The organism is Ensifer sp. CCNWLY38 (assembly GCF_037120565.1).
GTDB classification, from domain to species: Bacteria; Pseudomonadota; Alphaproteobacteria; order Rhizobiales; family Rhizobiaceae; genus Ensifer; species Ensifer adhaerens_H.
The window spans coordinates 220533-237269 of sequence record NZ_JBBBBO010000005.1 but is presented as its reverse complement, the minus strand read 5'-3'; the positions used below and the strand labels follow the sequence as shown (position 1 = coordinate 237269).

Below are 16737 nucleotides of genomic sequence, written 5' to 3'. Positions count from 1 at the left end.
CTCACTTGCGCTTGGCGGAAAACGGATTGCCCGAATCCTGGTCCTTGTCCTCGGAAAGACCGGCAGCCACCGGATCGACCAGCAGCTTGCCCGCTTCCAGGTCGATCTCCAGCACCGACCACTCGGTGAAAGGGATCAGCACCGGGCGCCGGCCCGGACCTTTCAGCTCCAGAAGATCGCCGGCGCCGAAATCGAAAACGCCGCTGACCTTGCCATAGCTGGTGCCATTGCCGTCGATCGCTTCCAGCCCTTCGAGATCGGCGTAGAAGAACTCGTCCTCGTCCAGATCGTCGTCCGGAAGGTTGTCGCGCTCGATAAAGAGTTCCAGGCCGTTGAGGGCCTCGGCGGCGTTGCGATCGTTGACGCCACGGAAGCGCACGATGACGACGTTCTTCGCCTCGCGGATTTCCAGCACCTCGAAAACACGTCCGTCGGCGCTGTGCAAATTGCCGTAGTCGCCGAGCGCCGTCGGGTCGTCGGTAAAGGATTTGACCCTGACCTCGCCGCGCAAGCCCTGCGCCGCGCCGATCGTCGCCATCAGAACCGGGTTTTCGAGTTTGCTCATCGTCCGTGTCCATTTCGGGAGTTCAGGGTGCACATAACGGAAAACGGGCAGCATGGAAATGCCACCCGTTTCCTTAAAGTCGCGACAGGTTGGAAGCGGACGCGGACGGAAGCCCGTGCATCCCGCTTCAAACCATTTGCCGGCTATTATTCTGCGGCAGCTTCTGCAGCGGCAGCAGCGGCGTCTTCAGCCTTCTGCTTGGCTTCAGCAGCGCGCTCCTGAGCCTTCTTGCCCGGAAGGGCCTTGGCCGGGTTGTTGCGAGCCGGACGCTTTGCGAGACCGGCCTGGTCGAGGAAACGCAGAACGCGGTCGGTCGGCTGGGCGCCCTGGGCGATCCAGTGAGCGATACGCTCGGCGTCGAGCTCGACGCGCTTTTCGTCGTCCTTGCCGAGCATCGGGTTCCAGGAGCCGATCTTCTCGAGGAAACGGCCGTCACGCGGGCTGCGGGCGTCGGCAACGACGATCTGGTAGTACGGACGCTTCTTGGAACCGCCACGGGCGAGACGAATTTTCAGTGCCATTTCAGTTACTCCTTGCAGGCTTTCTTGACCGCTTCGTTCAAGCGGAATGGTTTGTGCCGGCGTTGCCCGCGTTATGCGAACGATCGGCGGCGATGGCTTCATGATGCCGGATGACTTCCTTGATGATGAAGTTCAGAAACTTCTCGGCGAAATCCGGATCCAGATTGGCATCCTTGGCCAGACGGCGCAGGCGTTCGATCTGGTATTCTTCGCGCGCCGGGTCGGCCGGCGGCAGATCATGCTTGGCCTTGAGAACGCCGACTGCCTGGGTGCAGCGGAAGCGTTCGGCCAGCATGTGGACGAGTGCGGCATCGATGTTGTCGATCGACTGCCGGTAACCCGCCAATTCCTGTTTGATTTCGGGATCAATCATCTCTCACCGATCCTCACTTCTTCTTCGGCAGGCCGGGAAGGCCGGGGAAACCGCCACCGAGGCCCGGAAGCTTGGCGCCGCCCAGACCGGGCAGGCCACCGCCGCCGAGGCCCGGCATGCCACCGGGCTTGAGGCCGGCTGCTTCCGCCTGCTTCTGCAGCGCTTCGAGCTGCTTCGGGTCGAGCTTCGACAGGTCGGGCATGCCGCCGCCACCGAGGCCACCAAGCCCCATCTTGTTGGCAAGGCCGCCCATCATCTGCTTCATCATGCCGCCTTTGCCCTTGCCGCCCATCATCTTCATCATGTCCGCCATCTGGCGGTGCATCTTCAGAAGTTTGTTGATGTCGGCAGCATCGGTGCCGGAACCGGCGGCGATGCGCTTCTTGCGCGAATGCTTGAGCAGATCCGGATTGGCGCGCTCGGCCTTGGTCATTGACGAGATGATGGCGATCTGGCGTCCGAACAGCTTGTCGTCGAGACCGGCGGCGGCCATCTTGTCCTTCATGCCGGCCATGCCAGGCATCAGGCCCATGATGCCGCCCATGCCGCCCATCTTCTGCATCTGGCCAAGCTGGTCGGCGAGGTCGTTCAGGTCGAACTTGCCCTTGGCCATTTTGGCGGCCATGGCGGCCGCTTTTTCGGCGTCGATGTTCTCGGCCGCCTTTTCGACCAGCGAGACGATGTCGCCCATGCCGAGGATGCGGTCGGCGACGCGGCGCGGATGGAACTCTTCGAGTTCGCCCATCTTTTCGCCGACGCCGATGAGCTTGATCGGCTTGCCGGTGACCGCACGCATCGACAGCGCTGCACCGCCACGGCCGTCACCGTCCATGCGGGTGAGCACCAGGCCGGTGATGCCGACGCGTTCGTCGAAGTTGCGGGCGAGATTGACGGCGTCCTGACCGGTCAGCGCGTCGGCGACGAGCAGGATTTCATGCGGATTGGATTTCCGCTTGATCTCCGCCATCTCGATCATCAGCGGCTCGTCGATATGGGTACGGCCGGCGGTATCGAGGATGACGACGTCATGGCCGCCGAGCTTGGCAGCCTGGACGGCGCGCGCGGCGATATCGGTCGGCGATTGGCCGACAATGATCGGCAGCGTATCGACGCCGGTCTGCACGCCAAGCTGACGCAGCTGTTCCTGGGCGGCCGGACGACGCGTGTCGAGCGAAGCCATCAGGACCTTTTTCTTGTCCCGCGTCTTCATCCGGCTGGCGATCTTGCCGGTGGTGGTCGTCTTACCCGAACCCTGCAGACCGACCATCATGATGACAACAGGCGCCGGGGCGTTGAGGTCAATGGTGACTCCCTCGGAGCCGAGCATCTCGATCAGCTGATCATGGACGATCTTGACGACCATCTGGCCAGGCTTGATCGACTTCAGGATTTCGGCGCCGACGGCCTTTTCACGAACCTTTTCAGTAAAGGAGCGCACGACGTCGAGCGCGACGTCGGCTTCGAGCAGCGCACGGCGAACCTCGCGAAGCGCAGCGGAAACATCGGCTTCCGACAATGCGCCGCGGCCGGTCAGTCCATTCAATATGGAACCAAGGCGGTCCTGGAGGCTCTCGAACATTCTCACTTCCTTCTGGTTTCCGGTGGCGATCAACTCGCCGGAAACGTGGGTTCCTTCGCGCAGAAAACAAGGCGCAAAGCCAAAAACCACCCGAGGGCGCAACGCGCTGTCGGATGTTGACCTCCGGGTTCTCTTTACACCTTTACGGGACCCGGTCGGCGGCTTCGAAGACTTGAGCTTGCGAAGGAATTGCGGCGGATAAACAGGAAAGCGCGGCAAAAGTCAAGGACGGCAGGGCAATGACGGCGTTTTGGCTCAGAGCGCCTCGCCCTCGACGGCTGCATCCAGTTCGCCCGCCAGCTGCTCAAAGGCCGTCGCCACCCGCGTCATCACCCGGAGCGTAGCCACCACTTCGGTCTGATTGATATCGCCGAGCAAGGCGTGCAGCATCTCGACTTCACGGCGATGGATTTCCTCGAACAGATCGCGTCCGGCGGCGGTCGGGACGCAAAGATAGGCGCGTCGGTGCTCCGGATTCGGCTGCCGTTCCAGCAATTGCTTGTCCATCAGCCCGGTGACGATGCGCAGCACGAACTGCCGTTTCATCGACAGGCGACGTGCCGCGTCCGGCACAGTCAGCTGCACTTCGCAAAAAAGTTCGAGAACCGCGCGCTCCGCCACGGATATACCCGCGCCATCGAGCATATGCTCCGACGCTCGTTGCATATTGAGATGGACGGAGCGGACCAGCCGAAGGGTCTTGTAGAGGCGTTCATGCGGGTCGAATCGAACGAGCATGAAAGCACGATAGCAATCCAGTTGCTGTTTTCAAGAATTTATTAAAGCCCGATCTTCCATCGGATGCGCCGGCGCACCATTTCATGCAATCACAAGACATGCCGAAAGGCTCGGGATGAAGAAATCGCAGAATCCATACTACCGCGGCCCCGTCTCCGACCATTTCGACGGGACGCGCTTCTTCAATCCCGGCGGCAGGCCGCCCAAGGGCATGGCTGATTTGCTGCGCTGGCAATTCGGCGGCGGCAAGATTCGCTGGCCGGCGCACAATCCAAGCCCATTCGCACAGACCAAGCCTGAACTGGCCGTCGAAGGCGAACGCCTGCGCGTGACGATGATCGGCCATGCGACGCTGCTCATCCAGGTGCACGGCTTGAACATTCTCACCGACCCCGTCTGGGCGCATCGCGCCAGCCCCTTCGCCTTTGCCGGCCCGCAGCGCCGCAACGCCCCTGGCATCGAGCTCGAAGATCTGCCGCCGATCGACATCGTGCTCGTCACCCACAACCATTACGACCATCTCGATGTCGAAACGCTGGCCGCCCTTCACGAGGAGCATGGGCCGCGGATCATCACCCCGCTCGGTAACGATACGATCATTCGCCGCACCGTTCCCGAAGCCGAGATAACGGTGGTCGACTGGGACGACCGGGTCGATTGCGGTGACGACATCGTCATCCACGCGGAGCCCTGCCATCATTGGTCGGCCCGCGGCTCGCGCGACCGCCGCATGGCGCTCTGGGCCGCCTTCGTTCTGGAGACTCCGGCGGGCAAGATCTACCATGTCGGCGACACCGGCTTTCACGAGGGCATAAACTATCGGGCCGCCCGCGAAAAACACGGGCCCTTCCGCCTCGCCAACCTGCCGTTCGGCTCCTACGAACCGCGCTGGTTCATGCAGGACCAGCACCAGAACCCGGAAGAGGCAGTCCGCGGCATGATCGATTGTGCCGCCGCCCATGTCGCCGGTCACCACTGGGGCACGTTCCGCCTGACCGACGAGGGTGTCGACGAGCCGCGGCTGGCGCTGGAACGAGCGCTAGACGCGGCCGGCATCGCCCGCGCCCGCTTCCGGCCGCTTCGTCCCGGCGAGGTCTTCGATGTGCCTGCCACGGCATCCGCCGCGGAATGAAGGCGGCACTGGTAATTTCCGGGCTTTTCCGCCATATACAGCCCGAATGAAGGGTGCCCTGCTTGACGCGGGCCGGTTTGGACCATCGCCACATGACCGACAACGTGCAATTCGCCAGAATGAACGGGCTTGGAAACAAGATCCTCGTCGTCGACATGCGCGGCCGGAAAGATCGGGTGACGCCAGCTGCCGCGATCGCGCTTAATGCCGACCCGGCAACCGCCTTCGACCAGATCATGGCGATCCACGACCCCAAGGCCACCGGCACCGACGCCTGGATCGACATCGTCAATTCCGACGGCTCCATGGCGCAGGCCTGCGGCAACGGCACGCGCTGCGTCGTTCAGGCGCTCGCCGCCGAAACCGGCAAGAAGGCCTTCCTCTTTCATACGGTCGCCGGTCTGCTCGAGGCCAAGGAACACGACGACGGCACCATCTCCGTCGACATGGGAAGCCCTCGCTTTGCCTGGAACGAAATCCCGCTCTCCGAGGAGTTTCACGACACGCGCCGCATCGAGCTGCAGATCGGCCCGATCGACAATCCCGTGCTGCATTCGCCCTCGGTCGCCTCCATGGGCAATCCGCACGCGATCTTCTGGGTCGACAACGACGTCTGGTCTTACGATCTCGAGCGTTTCGGCCCGCTGCTTGAAAACCATCCGATCTTCCCCGAGCGCGCCAATATCTCGATTGCGCGGGTGCTGTCGCGCGGCGAACTGGATCTGAGGACCTGGGAGCGCGGCGCCGGCTTGACGCTAGCCTGCGGTTCGGCCGCCTGCGCGGCCGCCGTCAGCGCCGCTCGCACCGAGCGCACCGACCGCAACGTCGTCGTCAACGTGCCTGGCGGGCCGCTGACGATCGAATGGCGCGAGCGCGATGATCACGTGATCATGACCGGCCCGGCCGAATGGGAATGGTCCGGCACGCTGAACCCGACCACCGGCACCTGGCAGCGCGACGAAACCGAGGCGAGCGGAGCCCGGGCGCTTTGAGCGGCGTCGAGGTCATAACCTTCGGCTGCCGCCTCAATACCTACGAATCCGAAGTGATGCGGGCGGAAGCCGAGAAGGCGGGGCTGAACAACGCCATCCTCGTCAACACCTGCGCCGTCACCGGCGAAGCCGTGCGCCAGGCGCGCCAGGCGATCCGTCGTGCACGTCGCGACAATCCGCATGCCCGCATCATCGTCACCGGCTGCGCCGCGCAGACGGAAAAGCAGACCTTTGCCGAAATGGCCGAGGTCGACGCCGTGCTCGGCAACGAGGAGAAGCTGAAAAGCGCATCCTATGGTTCACTGCCCGATTTCGGCGTTTCGGCGGAAGAGAAGCTGCGCGTCAACGACATCATGAGCGTGCGTGCGACGGCACCGCAGATGGTCAAGCATATCGACGGCCATGTGCGCGCCTTCATCCAGGTGCAGAACGGCTGCGACCATCGCTGCACCTTCTGCATCATCCCCTATGGCCGCGGCAATTCTCGCTCCGTGCCGATGGGCGCCGTCGTCGACCAGGCGCGCAAGCTCGTTGAAACAGGCTATTGCGAGATCGTCCTGACGGGTGTCGACGCCACCAGCTACGGCGCCGACCTGCCGGGCGCGCCGACGCTTGGCCTGCTCGCCAAGACGCTGCTGAAACAGGTGCCGGAAATCAGTCGCCTGCGCCTTTCCTCGATCGACGGCATCGAAGCCGACAAGCACCTTTTCGACCTGATCGCCGACGAGGCGCGCTTCATGCCGCATCTGCATCTGTCGCTGCAGCATGGCGACGACCTGATCCTGAAGCGCATGAAACGCCGCCACTCGAGCGCCGACGCCCGCGCCTTCGCCGATGAAGTCCGCCGGCTGCGGCCCGAGATCAGCCTTGGCGCCGACATGATCGCCGGTTTCCCGACGGAGACCGAGGAGATGTTTGAGAATGCCGCGAAGCTCGCCGACGATTGCGGCATCGCCCATCTGCACGTCTTTCCCTATAGCCCGCGTCCAGGCACGCCGGCAGCGCGCATGCCGCAGCTCGACCGTGGCCTCGTCAAGGACCGCGCCGCACGCCTGCGTGCAGTCGGCGCGACACTCTACGCCCGCCATCTCGAAGGCATGGTCGGCAGCGAGCAGACGATCCTGGTCGAGAATAACGGGCTCGCCCACACACAAAACTTCACGCTCGTCGACGCCGCCGGCCTCAAACCGCGCGCGCTTGTCCCGGTCACGATCACCGGCCACAATGGCAAGCATCTGACGATGCAGGTAAAACAGATGGCTGCGGCCTGATTTATGCGGAATTCCTGAATGGCAATGGGTTTCATCAAGAGGATCTTCACCTTCGGCAAGGGCGCGGTGGAGGAGACAAAACCGCAGGATGTCGCGCCCGAGGAGACGATTGTCGTCGCGCCTGAGGCGGAGCAGCACCCGGAACCGAGTGCCGAGGCGGTGGAACCGTCTGCGCCTGTCGCCGCGGCTGAAATTGCCGAAGAGACCCCGGACGCCGCCTTCGAGCCGCCTGTCGATATCGAGACACTGCCGCTCTCCGAGGACGATCCGGTGCTCGAAGCCGAGATCGAGACTGCGGGCGGTCCCGCTTCCGACGATAGCGAAGAGTTGACGCGTGACGAGGCCGATGCGGAATCGGTTGAGGTTGCTGTTGCCGCACCCCCCTCTGTCCCTTTGGGATATCTCCCCCACAAGGAGGGAGAGCAGGCGGAGAACAAGGCAGCCATCGACGATGCGTCTCTAACCACCGCGGAAGCTGTTGCCGACGAGAAGCCAGCGGATTCCATAGAGATCATCGTAACCTCCCACGAAGCCGAGACCATCGAGGGCACCGCAGAAGCCTTGCCAACTGCGGACGATGGCGAAGCCGAACCACGCGTCATCACGACGGCCGAAACACCCGTAGCTGATGCCGAGGGCGAGCCCAGCCCGATCTCCCCCCCTGTGGGGCAGATGCCCGGCAGGGCAGAGGGGGGTGAAGCCGCAGCCCTCCGCAAAAGCTTCGAAACCGCAGAGAGCGATGCGGCAGAGGCCGTGGCTGAAGTCGCGCCGACCGAGGCCGGCGAAGCAGAGGTAATCGCCGCCACCCCCGCCCTGCCCAAAGGCTTCTCCGCCACCGAGCGCAAGCTTGGGGACGAGCCCGCCGCCGCGCCGAAGGAAAAGCTCACCTGGTACCAGCGCCTGCGCCGCGGGCTTGCACGCACCTCGTCGCAGCTCACCGGGCAGATCGCCAGCCTCTTCACCAAGCGCAAGCTCGATGAAGCAACGCTGCAGGACCTTGAAGACCTGCTGATCCAGGCCGACCTCGGCGTCGAGACCGCGATGCGCATCACCGATACGCTTGCCTCCGAGCGTTATGGCAAGGATGTCTCCGGCGAGGACGTCTCGCGCATCATGGCCGGCGAGATCACCAAGGTGTTGTCGCCCGTCGCGAAGCCGCTGGAGCTCGATCTCAGCCACAAGCCGCATGTCATCCTCGTCGTCGGCGTCAACGGCACCGGCAAGACCACGACGATCGGCAAGCTCGCCGCCAAGCTCTCGGGCGCGGGCCTGAAAGTCATGCTTGCAGCCGGCGACACCTTCCGTGCCGCCGCGATCGAGCAGCTGAAGATCTGGGCGGAGCGCACCAAATCCGACATCGTCTCTTCAAAGCTCGGCGCCGATGCCGCCGGCCTCGCCTATGAGGCGTTCCAGCAGGCGCGCGAAAAGAAGGCCGACGTGCTGATCATCGACACGGCCGGCCGCCTGCAGAACAAGGCGGAACTGATGGCCGAGCTCGAAAAGATCGTGCGCGTGCTCGGAAAGCTCGATCCGGATGCGCCGCACACGGTGTTGCAGACGCTCGATGCCACGACGGGACAGAACGCGCTGCAGCAGGTGGAGATCTTCCGCAACGTCGCCGGCGTCAGCGGTCTGATCATGACCAAGCTCGACGGCACGGCGCGCGGCGGCATCCTCGTCGCCATCTCCGCCAAGCACAAGCTGCCGGTCTACTTCATCGGCGTCGGTGAAGGCATCGACGATCTGGAGCCTTTCGAGGCCAAGGATTTCGCCGAGGCGATCGCCGGCGTTGCCGCCTGACGAGGCCGTTCTGCGCCCGCGCATTTGCGCGGGACCGTTGCCTTGATATGGTTTTGCCGCAAAGCTGGTGTTATGAGCAGCAGGCACATGCAGAAACAGGACCCCCAGATGTCGTCGATCGAGGCTACCAAGCCGCAGAAGGAAGTCAGCCCCTTGCTCAAGATGGTGCTGGAGCTTGGACCGCTGATGGTCTTCTTCTTCGCCAATTCGCGCGGCGAATGGCTGGCCGGGCATTTCCCGGCGCTCGCCGAGCTCGGCGGTCCGATCTTCATCGCCACCGGCCTGTTCATGGCCGCGACCGCGATCGCGCTTGCCGTCTCCTGGATGCTGACCCGCACCCTGCCGATGATGCCGCTGATCTCAGGCATCGTCGTCTTCGTCTTCGGTGCGCTGACGCTGTGGCTGCAGAACGACACCTTCATCAAGATGAAGCCGACGATCGTCAACACGCTGTTCGGCGCGATCCTGCTCGGCGGTCTTCTCTTCGGCAAGTCGCTGCTCGGCTATGTCTTCCATTCCGCCTTCAAGCTCGACGAGGACGGCTGGCGCAAGCTCACGCTGCGCTGGGGTGTGTTCTTTGTGTTCCTGGCCGTGCTCAACGAAGTGGTCTGGCGCTCGTTCTCGACCGATTTCTGGGTCGCCTTCAAGGTGTGGGGCACGATGCCGATCACCATTCTCTTCACGCTCGCCCAGATGCCCTTGATCATGAAACACTCGCTTGACCAGGAGAACGCCGAGTGAGCACCGCCCTTGAGGAGAATGACAGCCGCAACCGGCACGCACTCCTCTGGCTCGCCGCCTGTTTCGCGGTTCTTTTGATCCAGATCGTCACCCAGCATCTGATGGGCCGCATCTGGATCTGCGACTGCGGCTACGTCAAACTGTTCGAACCCGTCGTCAAATCCAGCGGCAACTCCCAGCACATCGCCGACTGGTACACACCCTCCCATATCATCCACGGCTTCCTGTTCTACGGCCTCGGCCACCTGCTCTTGCGCCGCAAGCCGCTGACGGCCAAACTCTTCCTGGCAATGGTCATCGAATCCGCCTGGGAGATCGCCGAAAACACCCCCATGGTGATCAACCGCTATCGCTCCGCGACGATCTCGCTCGACTATTTCGGCGACAGCATCCTGAATTCGACCATGGACACGCTGGCGATGGTGGCGGGCTTTATGTTTGCGGCCCGCATGCCCGTCTGGCTGACAGTGACGATCGCCATCGTCTTCGAACTCTTCACCGGCTGGCTGATCCGCGACAATCTCACTTTGAACGTGCTGATGCTGGTCTGGCCGCTCGATGCCGTCAGGGATTGGCAGGCGGGGATTTAGTCGGGCTTCGGACTTCGCCGCCGCCCCTCATCCCGCTGCCGCGACCTTCTCCCTGTAAACGGGGAGAAGGAACTTGGGGCATCCGCTTCTATTCTGTTTACCCTCGAGAGCAAGGACCGTCGTGCATCGCCTTGGTGCAGTGCGGAGATTTAGGCGTTCGGGCGCCGCGAGTCTCCTTCGCCCCGCCTGCGGGGAGAAGGTCGCGGCAGCGGGATGAGGGGGTGGCTCTGACAGAGGAGCTTATGCACTCACGAACCCGCGGCAGCTTTCTCAATCGCCGGCAGCAGTCCATTCTTCACGCTATTCTCGTCGAACGGGCCGACGCGCTTGTAGAGGATCGTACCGTCGGCACCCACGAGGTAGGATTCCGGAATACCGTAGACGCCCCAGTCGATCGCCGCCTTGCCGCGCGGGTCGACACCAATCGCCGAGAAGGGATTGCCGAGCTCGCCGAGGAAACGCAGCGCGTTTTCGTTCTGGTCCTTGTAATTGATGCCGACGACGGTGAGCCGCGGGTCCTTCGACAGTTCCAGAATGAAGGGATGCTCCTGACGGCAGGGCACGCACCAGGAGGCCCAGACGTTGACTAGCGTCAGCTTGCCTTTGATCGCCACGTCGGTCAGCGCCGGCATCGGCTGGCCATCGCGGGTCGCCCCTTCGAGTGCAGGAAGGTCGAGTTTCGGCGCCTTCGTGCCGATCAGTGCGGACGGGATCTCGCTCACGTCCTTGCCGGAATTGAGCTGGCTCCAGAAGATCGCCGCAAGCCCGGCGAAGATGATGAGCGGCAGTGCCGCGAGCACGAAACGCATCGGCCCCGGCTTGCGCTCGTCGCTGCCGGGCGCAGGAGTGCTGGTCATCGTGTCTCTCCCGATGCCGGTTCGGCGGAGCGACGGCGGATGCCGGATGCTTCAAGCTCGGCAAGCTCACGCCGACGCGCGCGCCCATCCAGAACCACCCAGGCGATCAGGCCGAGGACGGTCAGCGTCGCTATTCCATAACTCGTGAAGACGTAGGCGGCGTGGCTCATCATTTCGTGCGCGCTCCCCGGCCAGCGCTGCGCGCCGCCAGACGGCGCAGCGCCGTGACGCGCCGGCGCAGGATTTCGTTGCGCATGGCGGCGATGTGCAGCGTGAAGAACAGAAGCGTGAAGGCAACCGCCATCATGATCAGCGGCCACAGGAACTCCGGATCGATCGTCGGCCCGTCGAGCCGCATGACGCTCGCCGGCTGGTGCAGCGTGTTCCACCATTCGACCGAGAACTTGATGATCGGGATATTGACGAAACCGACCAGCACCAGCACTGCGGAAACCTTGGAGGATCGCGCAGGGTCGTCGATCGCGCGGTTGAGCGCCATCAGTCCCAGATACATGAGGAACAGCACGAAGACCGAGGTCAGCCGCGCGTCCCAGACCCACCAGGTGCCCCACATCGGCTTGCCCCAAAGCGAGCCGGTGACGAGCGCCAGGAAGGTGAAACAGGCGCCGATCGGTGCGGCCGCGCGCGAAGAGACGTCGGCCAGCGGATGGCGCCAAACGAGCGTGCCAAGCGCTGCCAGCGCCATCACCGAATAACACATCATCGACAGCCAGGCGGCCGGAACATGCACATACATGATGCGCACGGTCTCGCCCTGCTGGTAGTCGCCTTCCGTCATGAAGGAAAGCCAGAGGCCGACGACGAAGAACAGCGCTGTCAGGCCGGCAAGCCACGGCAGCAGACGGTCGGCCAGCGCCAGGAACCGTGTCGGGTTGGCGAGATCGCTGAATTTGCGGATGGCCAGGCTGTTTTCGCTCATGATGGCTCTTTAACGCTTAAGTCCCCCTGCTGCAATTGATCCGCGTCAATCGACCGATCACGATCAGTTGGGACCGCCAATCATAAACGTGATCGATCTGAATGACTTAGCGCCGGCTACGACGGAAAACCGCAAACTGTTTCAGCCGTTCCGCTCCGATTGCGTCAATCGGACGCGTGCCGAAGTGCGGCGGCGGCGGCAACCGGCCCGATGACGGCAAAGAACAGCGTGATAGCCGCAAGGATCATCAGGGGCGGCAGGAACGGCGCCGGATCCTCGATCGCCGCATAGACGGCGCTGACGCCGAAGATCAGCACGGGGATCGCAAGCGGCAGCACGAGGATCGACACCAGCAGCCCGCCCCGTGGCAGCGACACAGCGACGGCAGCACCAACCGCACCGATGAAGGTGATCGCCGGCGTGCCGATCAGCAGTGTCAGCATGGTGGCACCGATCGCGATCTCGCTCATGTTCATGAAGAGACCGAGCAAGGGCGAGGCGATCACCAGCGGCAGGCCGGTCGATGCCCAATGGGCCGCGCATTTGACGAAGACGGTAAAGAGCAGCGGCGTCTCCTGCATCAGCATGAGATCGAGCGAACCATCGTCGCGCTCCGCCTGGAACAGACGATCGAGACCGAGCAGCGAGGCGAGCAGCGCGCCGATCCAGAGGATCGCCGGACCGATGCGCGCAAGCAGATTGAGATCCGGGCCGACGCCGAAGGGAATGACCGCGACCACGGTCATGAAGAAGAGCACGCCGATCATCGCCCCACCCCCAGCGCGGATCGACAGCTTCAGATCACGGAAGAAGAGCGCGATCATGCCGGCATTCTCCCGGCAGCGAGCACGGACGCGCTTTTACGCATCATGCCAGAGCCCTCCCGCGAAATGCTCGAAGCCCTTCATGTGCAATTCCCTCGTTTGATCGAGCCCGAGCGGTTGGTGCGTCGCTGCGATCACGATGCCGCCCTTGGCGAGATGCGCCTTTACCAGGTCGGCGAACAGCCGATCGGCGCCGGCGTCGAGTGCTGCGGTCGGCTCGTCGAGAATCCAGATCGGGCGATGGGCGACGAGCAGCTTCGCCATCGCCATGCGGCGCTGCTGACCGGCGGAGAGATAACCGAAGGGCAGATGCGCGATATCAGGCAGGCCGACCGCTTCGACGGCCTCGCTGAGGGGGACGCCAAGGCCACCCGGCGAATCGCCCATGAAACGCTGCCAGAAGGAAAGATTTTCTGCGACGGTCAATTCGCGCTTCATCGCGTTGCGATGCCCGAGATAGTGGCTGAGCTCCGACGGGTGAGCTATTTCTGGGGGGGCATTCTCAAGTTTCAAATGCCCGCTTTCGGGGCTCAGCAACCCGGCCAGAACCCGAAGCAAAGTGGACTTTCCCGAGCCGTTCGGACCCGTCACCACAAGGGCCTCACCGGTATCGAGCGCAAAGGAAATATCGTTAAAAATCAGATCCTCGCCGCGCTTCGCACTCAAACCTTCAGCCAGCAGGCGCATGAATATTAGACTTCCCTTCGCGCGTCTTCCGCAGAGCAAAAAAAGTTCCAATTGGACCTTCGTTGCTCTGGCACGTTTTGGAGAAATTATCTATAAGGCGGCCAACACGCCAGCGGTCGGCGTGAATTTCATCCTAGCGCCGAACATGGAATGAATTTCCACGTACGGACAGCGGAAATGGCCGCACCCGCATCCCAATTCGCGCTTCATTGCGCTCGGGCGTTCGTACGTCAGTTTTTGGCGATCAGACGGAACGGGGTATTATCCAGTGTCCAAATCCCTAGACAGCTTCAATTGTCGCTCCACGCTCACCGTCAACGGTGTGGACTACGTCTATTACAGCCTGCCGAAGGCGGAGGCGAACGGTCTCGCCGGCGTTTCCAAACTCCCCTACTCGATGAAGGTTCTGCTCGAGAACCTGCTGCGCAATGAAGACGGCCGCTCCGTCACCAAGAAGGACATCGAGAACGTTGCCGCCTGGCTGAACGACAAGGGCACGGCTGAAAACGAAATCGCCTACCGCCCGGCCCGCGTGCTGATGCAGGACTTCACCGGCGTTCCCGCCGTAGTCGACCTTGCTGCCATGCGCGACGCCATGGTCTCGCTCGGCGGCGACCCCGAGAAGATCAACCCGCTCGTTCCCGTCGACCTCGTCATCGATCACTCCGTCATCGTCGACGAATTCGGCACGCCGAACGCCTTTGCCCGCAACGTCGAGCTGGAATACCAGCGCAACGGCGAGCGCTACCGCTTCCTGAAGTGGGGCCAGCAGGCGTTCAAGAACTTCCGCGTCGTTCCGCCCGGCACCGGCATCTGTCACCAGGTCAATCTGGAGTATTTGGGCCAGACCGTCTGGACCCGTGAAGAAGACGGCGAAATTACCGCCTACCCGGACACCTGCGTCGGCACCGACAGCCACACCACGATGATCAACGGCCTGGGCGTTCTCGGCTGGGGCGTCGGCGGCATCGAGGCGGAAGCTGCGATGCTCGGCCAGCCGGTTTCCATGCTTTTGCCAGAAGTCATCGGCTTCAAGCTGACCGGCAAGCTGAAGGAAGGCGTCACCGCGACCGACCTCGTGCTGATGGTCGTGCAGATGCTGCGCAAGAAGGGCGTGGTTTCGAAGTTCGTCGAATTCTTCGGCCCGGGCCTCGACAACATGACGCTCGCCGACCGCGCCACCATCGGCAACATGGGTCCGGAATACGGCGCGACCTGCGGCTTCTTCCCGGTCGACAGCGAAACCATCAACTACCTCACCATGTCCGGCCGCGAAGAGCAGCGCATTTCGCTGGTCGAAGCCTATTCCAAGGCGCAGGGCATGTGGCGCGACGGTGACGGCTCGGAGCTTGTCTTCACCGACACGCTGGAACTCGACCTCGGCGACGTCGTACCGGCCATGGCTGGTCCGAAGCGTCCGGAAGGCCGCATCCCGCTCGAAAGCATCGCATCGGGCTTCGCGACCGCACTCGAAGGCGACTACAAGAAGCCGGGCCAGATTTCGAACCGCTACGCCGTCGAAGGCACGGACTTCGATCTCGGCCATGGCGACGTTGCCATCGCTGCGATCACGTCGTGCACCAACACCTCCAACCCGTCGGTGCTGATTGCCGCCGGCCTGCTCGCCCGCAACGCGGTCGCCAAGGGCCTGAAGTCCAAGCCGTGGGTCAAGACCTCGCTGGCACCGGGATCGCAGGTCGTCGGCGAATACCTCGCCAAGTCGGGCCTGCAGAAGGACCTCGACGCGCTCGGCTTCAACCTCGTCGGCTTCGGCTGCACCACCTGCATCGGTAACTCCGGTCCGCTGCCGGCGCCGATCTCCAAGACGATCAACGACAAGGGCCTGATTGCTGCCGGCGTTCTCTCCGGCAACCGCAACTTCGAAGGCCGTATCTCGCCGGACGTTCAGGCGAACTACCTCGCCTCGCCGCCGCTCGTCGTTGCCTACGCACTCGCCGGTACGGTCCAGAAGGACCTGACCAACGAACCGCTCGGCGAAGACAAGGACGGCAACCCGGTCTTCCTCAAGGACATCTGGCCGACCTCGAAGGAAATCCAGGAGTTCATCTTCAAGTACGTCACCCGTGAACTCTACGCGACCAAGTACGCGGACGTGTTCAAGGGCGACGAAAACTGGCAGGCCGTTCAGGTTCCTCCGGGCCAGACCTACGCCTGGGACGATGGCTCGACCTACGTGCAGAACCCGCCCTACTTCGTCGGCATGGGCAAGTCCGGCTCAGGCATCTCCGACATCAAGGGTGCGCGCGTTCTCGGCCTGTTCGGCGACAAGATCACCACCGACCACATCTCGCCGGCCGGTTCGATCAAGGCTGCCTCGCCGGCTGGTGCCTACCTCATCGGTCATGGCGTCGGCGTTGCCGACTTCAACCAGTACGGTACGCGTCGCGGCAACCATGAGGTGATGATGCGCGGCACCTTTGCCAACATCCGCATCCGCAACCACATGCTCGGCCCGAACGGCAAGGAAGGTGGCTACACCATCCACTATCCGTCGAAGGAAGAGATGTCGATCTACGACGCCGCCATGCAGTACAAGGAAGAGGGCGTTCCGCTCGTCATCTTCGCCGGCGTCGAATACGGCAACGGTTCGTCGCGCGACTGGGCTGCGAAGGGCACCAACCTGCTCGGCGTCAAGGCCGTCATCGCGCAGTCCTTCGAGCGCATCCACCGCTCGAACCTGGTCGGCATGGGCGTCATCCCCTTCGTCTTCGAAGAGGGCACGACCTGGGAATCGCTGGGCCTCAAGGGCGATGAAATCGTCACCATCGACAACCTCGCCAATGTCCAGCCGCGCGAAAAGCGCGTTGCCAAGGTTACCTATGGCGACGGCAGCGTGAAGGAAATTCCGCTGATCTGCCGGATCGATACGCTGGACGAAGTGACCTACGTCAACAACGGCGGCATCCTGCAGACGGTTCTGCGCGACCTCGCCGCCTGATCGCTACTGCATGTCTCCTTAAATCGATCTCGATTTAAGGACGAAGACATGCAGAAAATCAAAGTGCTACAGCGACCTTTGCGCGTCTGATAAGACGCGCGGCGCTGTAGAACCATCGCAAAGCATTGGAGCCGGGACGTCGAAAGGCGCCCCGGCTCTTTCTTTGGT

At 63.0% G+C, this 16737-nt stretch carries 17 protein-coding genes; 7 read left to right on the top strand and 10 right to left on the bottom strand.

The genetic code is table 11. From position 1 onward, the window contains the following. Nucleotide 1: 1 nt before the first annotated feature. From rimM to V7S54_RS13115, 5 genes are all read right to left on the bottom strand, one after another. Nucleotides 2–565, bottom strand: a complete 564-nt coding sequence (rimM, locus tag V7S54_RS13135) for a ribosome maturation factor RimM (RefSeq protein WP_065374096.1) — start codon at nucleotides 563–565, stop codon at nucleotides 2–4. 146 nt (nucleotides 566–711) lie between these two features. After that, nucleotides 712–1086, bottom strand: a complete 375-nt coding sequence (gene rpsP, locus V7S54_RS13130; protein WP_065374095.1) for a 30S ribosomal protein S16 — start codon at nucleotides 1084–1086, stop codon at nucleotides 712–714. 37 nt (nucleotides 1087–1123) lie between these two features. Beyond that, nucleotides 1124–1459, bottom strand: coding sequence for a chorismate mutase (locus V7S54_RS13125; protein ID WP_065374094.1), 336 nt, complete (start codon nucleotides 1457–1459; stop codon nucleotides 1124–1126). A 13-nt stretch (nucleotides 1460–1472) separates the two neighbouring features. Next, nucleotides 1473–3038, bottom strand: a complete 1566-nt coding sequence (gene ffh, locus V7S54_RS13120; RefSeq protein WP_065374235.1) for a signal recognition particle protein — start codon at nucleotides 3036–3038, stop codon at nucleotides 1473–1475. A gap of 255 nt (nucleotides 3039–3293) precedes the next feature. Further along, on the bottom strand, nucleotides 3294–3683 hold the full coding sequence (locus V7S54_RS13115) for a MarR family winged helix-turn-helix transcriptional regulator (RefSeq protein ID WP_234792991.1): 390 nt from the start codon (nucleotides 3681–3683) through the stop codon (nucleotides 3294–3296). Between the two features lie 208 nt (nucleotides 3684–3891). Between V7S54_RS13115 and V7S54_RS13110 the strand changes: the two genes are divergently transcribed. From V7S54_RS13110 to V7S54_RS13085, 6 genes are all read left to right on the top strand, one after another. Then, nucleotides 3892–4908, top strand: a complete 1017-nt coding sequence (locus V7S54_RS13110) for an MBL fold metallo-hydrolase (protein ID WP_065374092.1) — start codon at nucleotides 3892–3894, stop codon at nucleotides 4906–4908. Nucleotides 4909–5000: 92 nt separating this feature from the next. Continuing rightward, nucleotides 5001–5900 carry a diaminopimelate epimerase gene (gene dapF, locus V7S54_RS13105; protein WP_065374091.1) on the top strand — a complete coding sequence of 300 codons (900 nt, stop codon included), beginning with the start codon at nucleotides 5001–5003 and terminating at the stop codon, nucleotides 5898–5900. After that, nucleotides 5897–7171, top strand: coding sequence for a tRNA (N(6)-L-threonylcarbamoyladenosine(37)-C(2))-methylthiotransferase MtaB (mtaB, locus tag V7S54_RS13100; RefSeq protein WP_065374090.1), 1275 nt, complete (start codon nucleotides 5897–5899; stop codon nucleotides 7169–7171). Before dapF ends, mtaB begins: the two co-directional genes overlap by 4 nt. A gap of 18 nt (nucleotides 7172–7189) precedes the next feature. Beyond that, nucleotides 7190–8971: a signal recognition particle-docking protein FtsY gene (ftsY, locus tag V7S54_RS13095; RefSeq protein WP_065374089.1), complete on the top strand. Its 1782-nt coding sequence runs from the start codon at nucleotides 7190–7192 to the stop codon at nucleotides 8969–8971. A 108-nt stretch (nucleotides 8972–9079) separates the two neighbouring features. Further along, on the top strand, nucleotides 9080–9712 hold the full coding sequence (locus tag V7S54_RS13090) for a septation protein A (RefSeq protein WP_112995713.1): 633 nt from the start codon (nucleotides 9080–9082) through the stop codon (nucleotides 9710–9712). Then, a complete protein-coding gene (locus V7S54_RS13085) occupies nucleotides 9709–10302 on the top strand; it encodes a DUF2585 domain-containing protein (RefSeq protein ID WP_065374087.1) in 594 nt (197 codons plus the stop codon). The genes V7S54_RS13090 and V7S54_RS13085 overlap by 4 nt, the downstream gene beginning before the upstream one ends. A gap of 248 nt (nucleotides 10303–10550) precedes the next feature. Here the strand turns inward: V7S54_RS13085 and V7S54_RS13080 are convergent, their stop codons facing one another. The 5 genes from V7S54_RS13080 to ccmA all read right to left on the bottom strand — a co-directional run bounded on the left by V7S54_RS13080 (nucleotide 10551) and on the right by ccmA (nucleotide 13610). Next, the gene (locus tag V7S54_RS13080; RefSeq protein ID WP_065374086.1) at nucleotides 10551–11159 is read right to left on the bottom strand and encodes a DsbE family thiol:disulfide interchange protein; all 609 of its coding nucleotides are present in this window, start codon (nucleotides 11157–11159) and stop codon (nucleotides 10551–10553) included. After that, nucleotides 11156–11332, bottom strand: coding sequence for a heme exporter protein CcmD (ccmD, locus tag V7S54_RS13075; protein WP_082640735.1), 177 nt, complete (start codon nucleotides 11330–11332; stop codon nucleotides 11156–11158). The genes V7S54_RS13080 and ccmD overlap by 4 nt, the downstream gene beginning before the upstream one ends. Beyond that, a complete protein-coding gene (locus tag V7S54_RS13070; RefSeq protein ID WP_065374085.1) occupies nucleotides 11329–12099 on the bottom strand; it encodes a heme ABC transporter permease in 771 nt (256 codons plus the stop codon). Before V7S54_RS13070 ends, ccmD begins: the two co-directional genes overlap by 4 nt. A 164-nt stretch (nucleotides 12100–12263) precedes the next feature. Next, complete coding sequence (gene ccmB / locus V7S54_RS13065; protein ID WP_065374084.1) at nucleotides 12264–12923, bottom strand: heme exporter protein CcmB; 660 nt, start codon at nucleotides 12921–12923, stop codon at nucleotides 12264–12266. Between the two features lie 36 nt (nucleotides 12924–12959). Continuing rightward, nucleotides 12960–13610, bottom strand: coding sequence for a heme ABC exporter ATP-binding protein CcmA (ccmA, locus tag V7S54_RS13060; protein WP_065374083.1), 651 nt, complete (start codon nucleotides 13608–13610; stop codon nucleotides 12960–12962). A gap of 268 nt (nucleotides 13611–13878) precedes the next feature. On the opposite strand from ccmA, the gene acnA reads away from it, so the two are divergent. After that, the gene (gene acnA, locus V7S54_RS13055; protein WP_065374082.1) at nucleotides 13879–16569 is read left to right on the top strand and encodes an aconitate hydratase AcnA; all 2691 of its coding nucleotides are present in this window, start codon (nucleotides 13879–13881) and stop codon (nucleotides 16567–16569) included. Nucleotides 16570–16737: the final 168 nt, after the last annotated feature.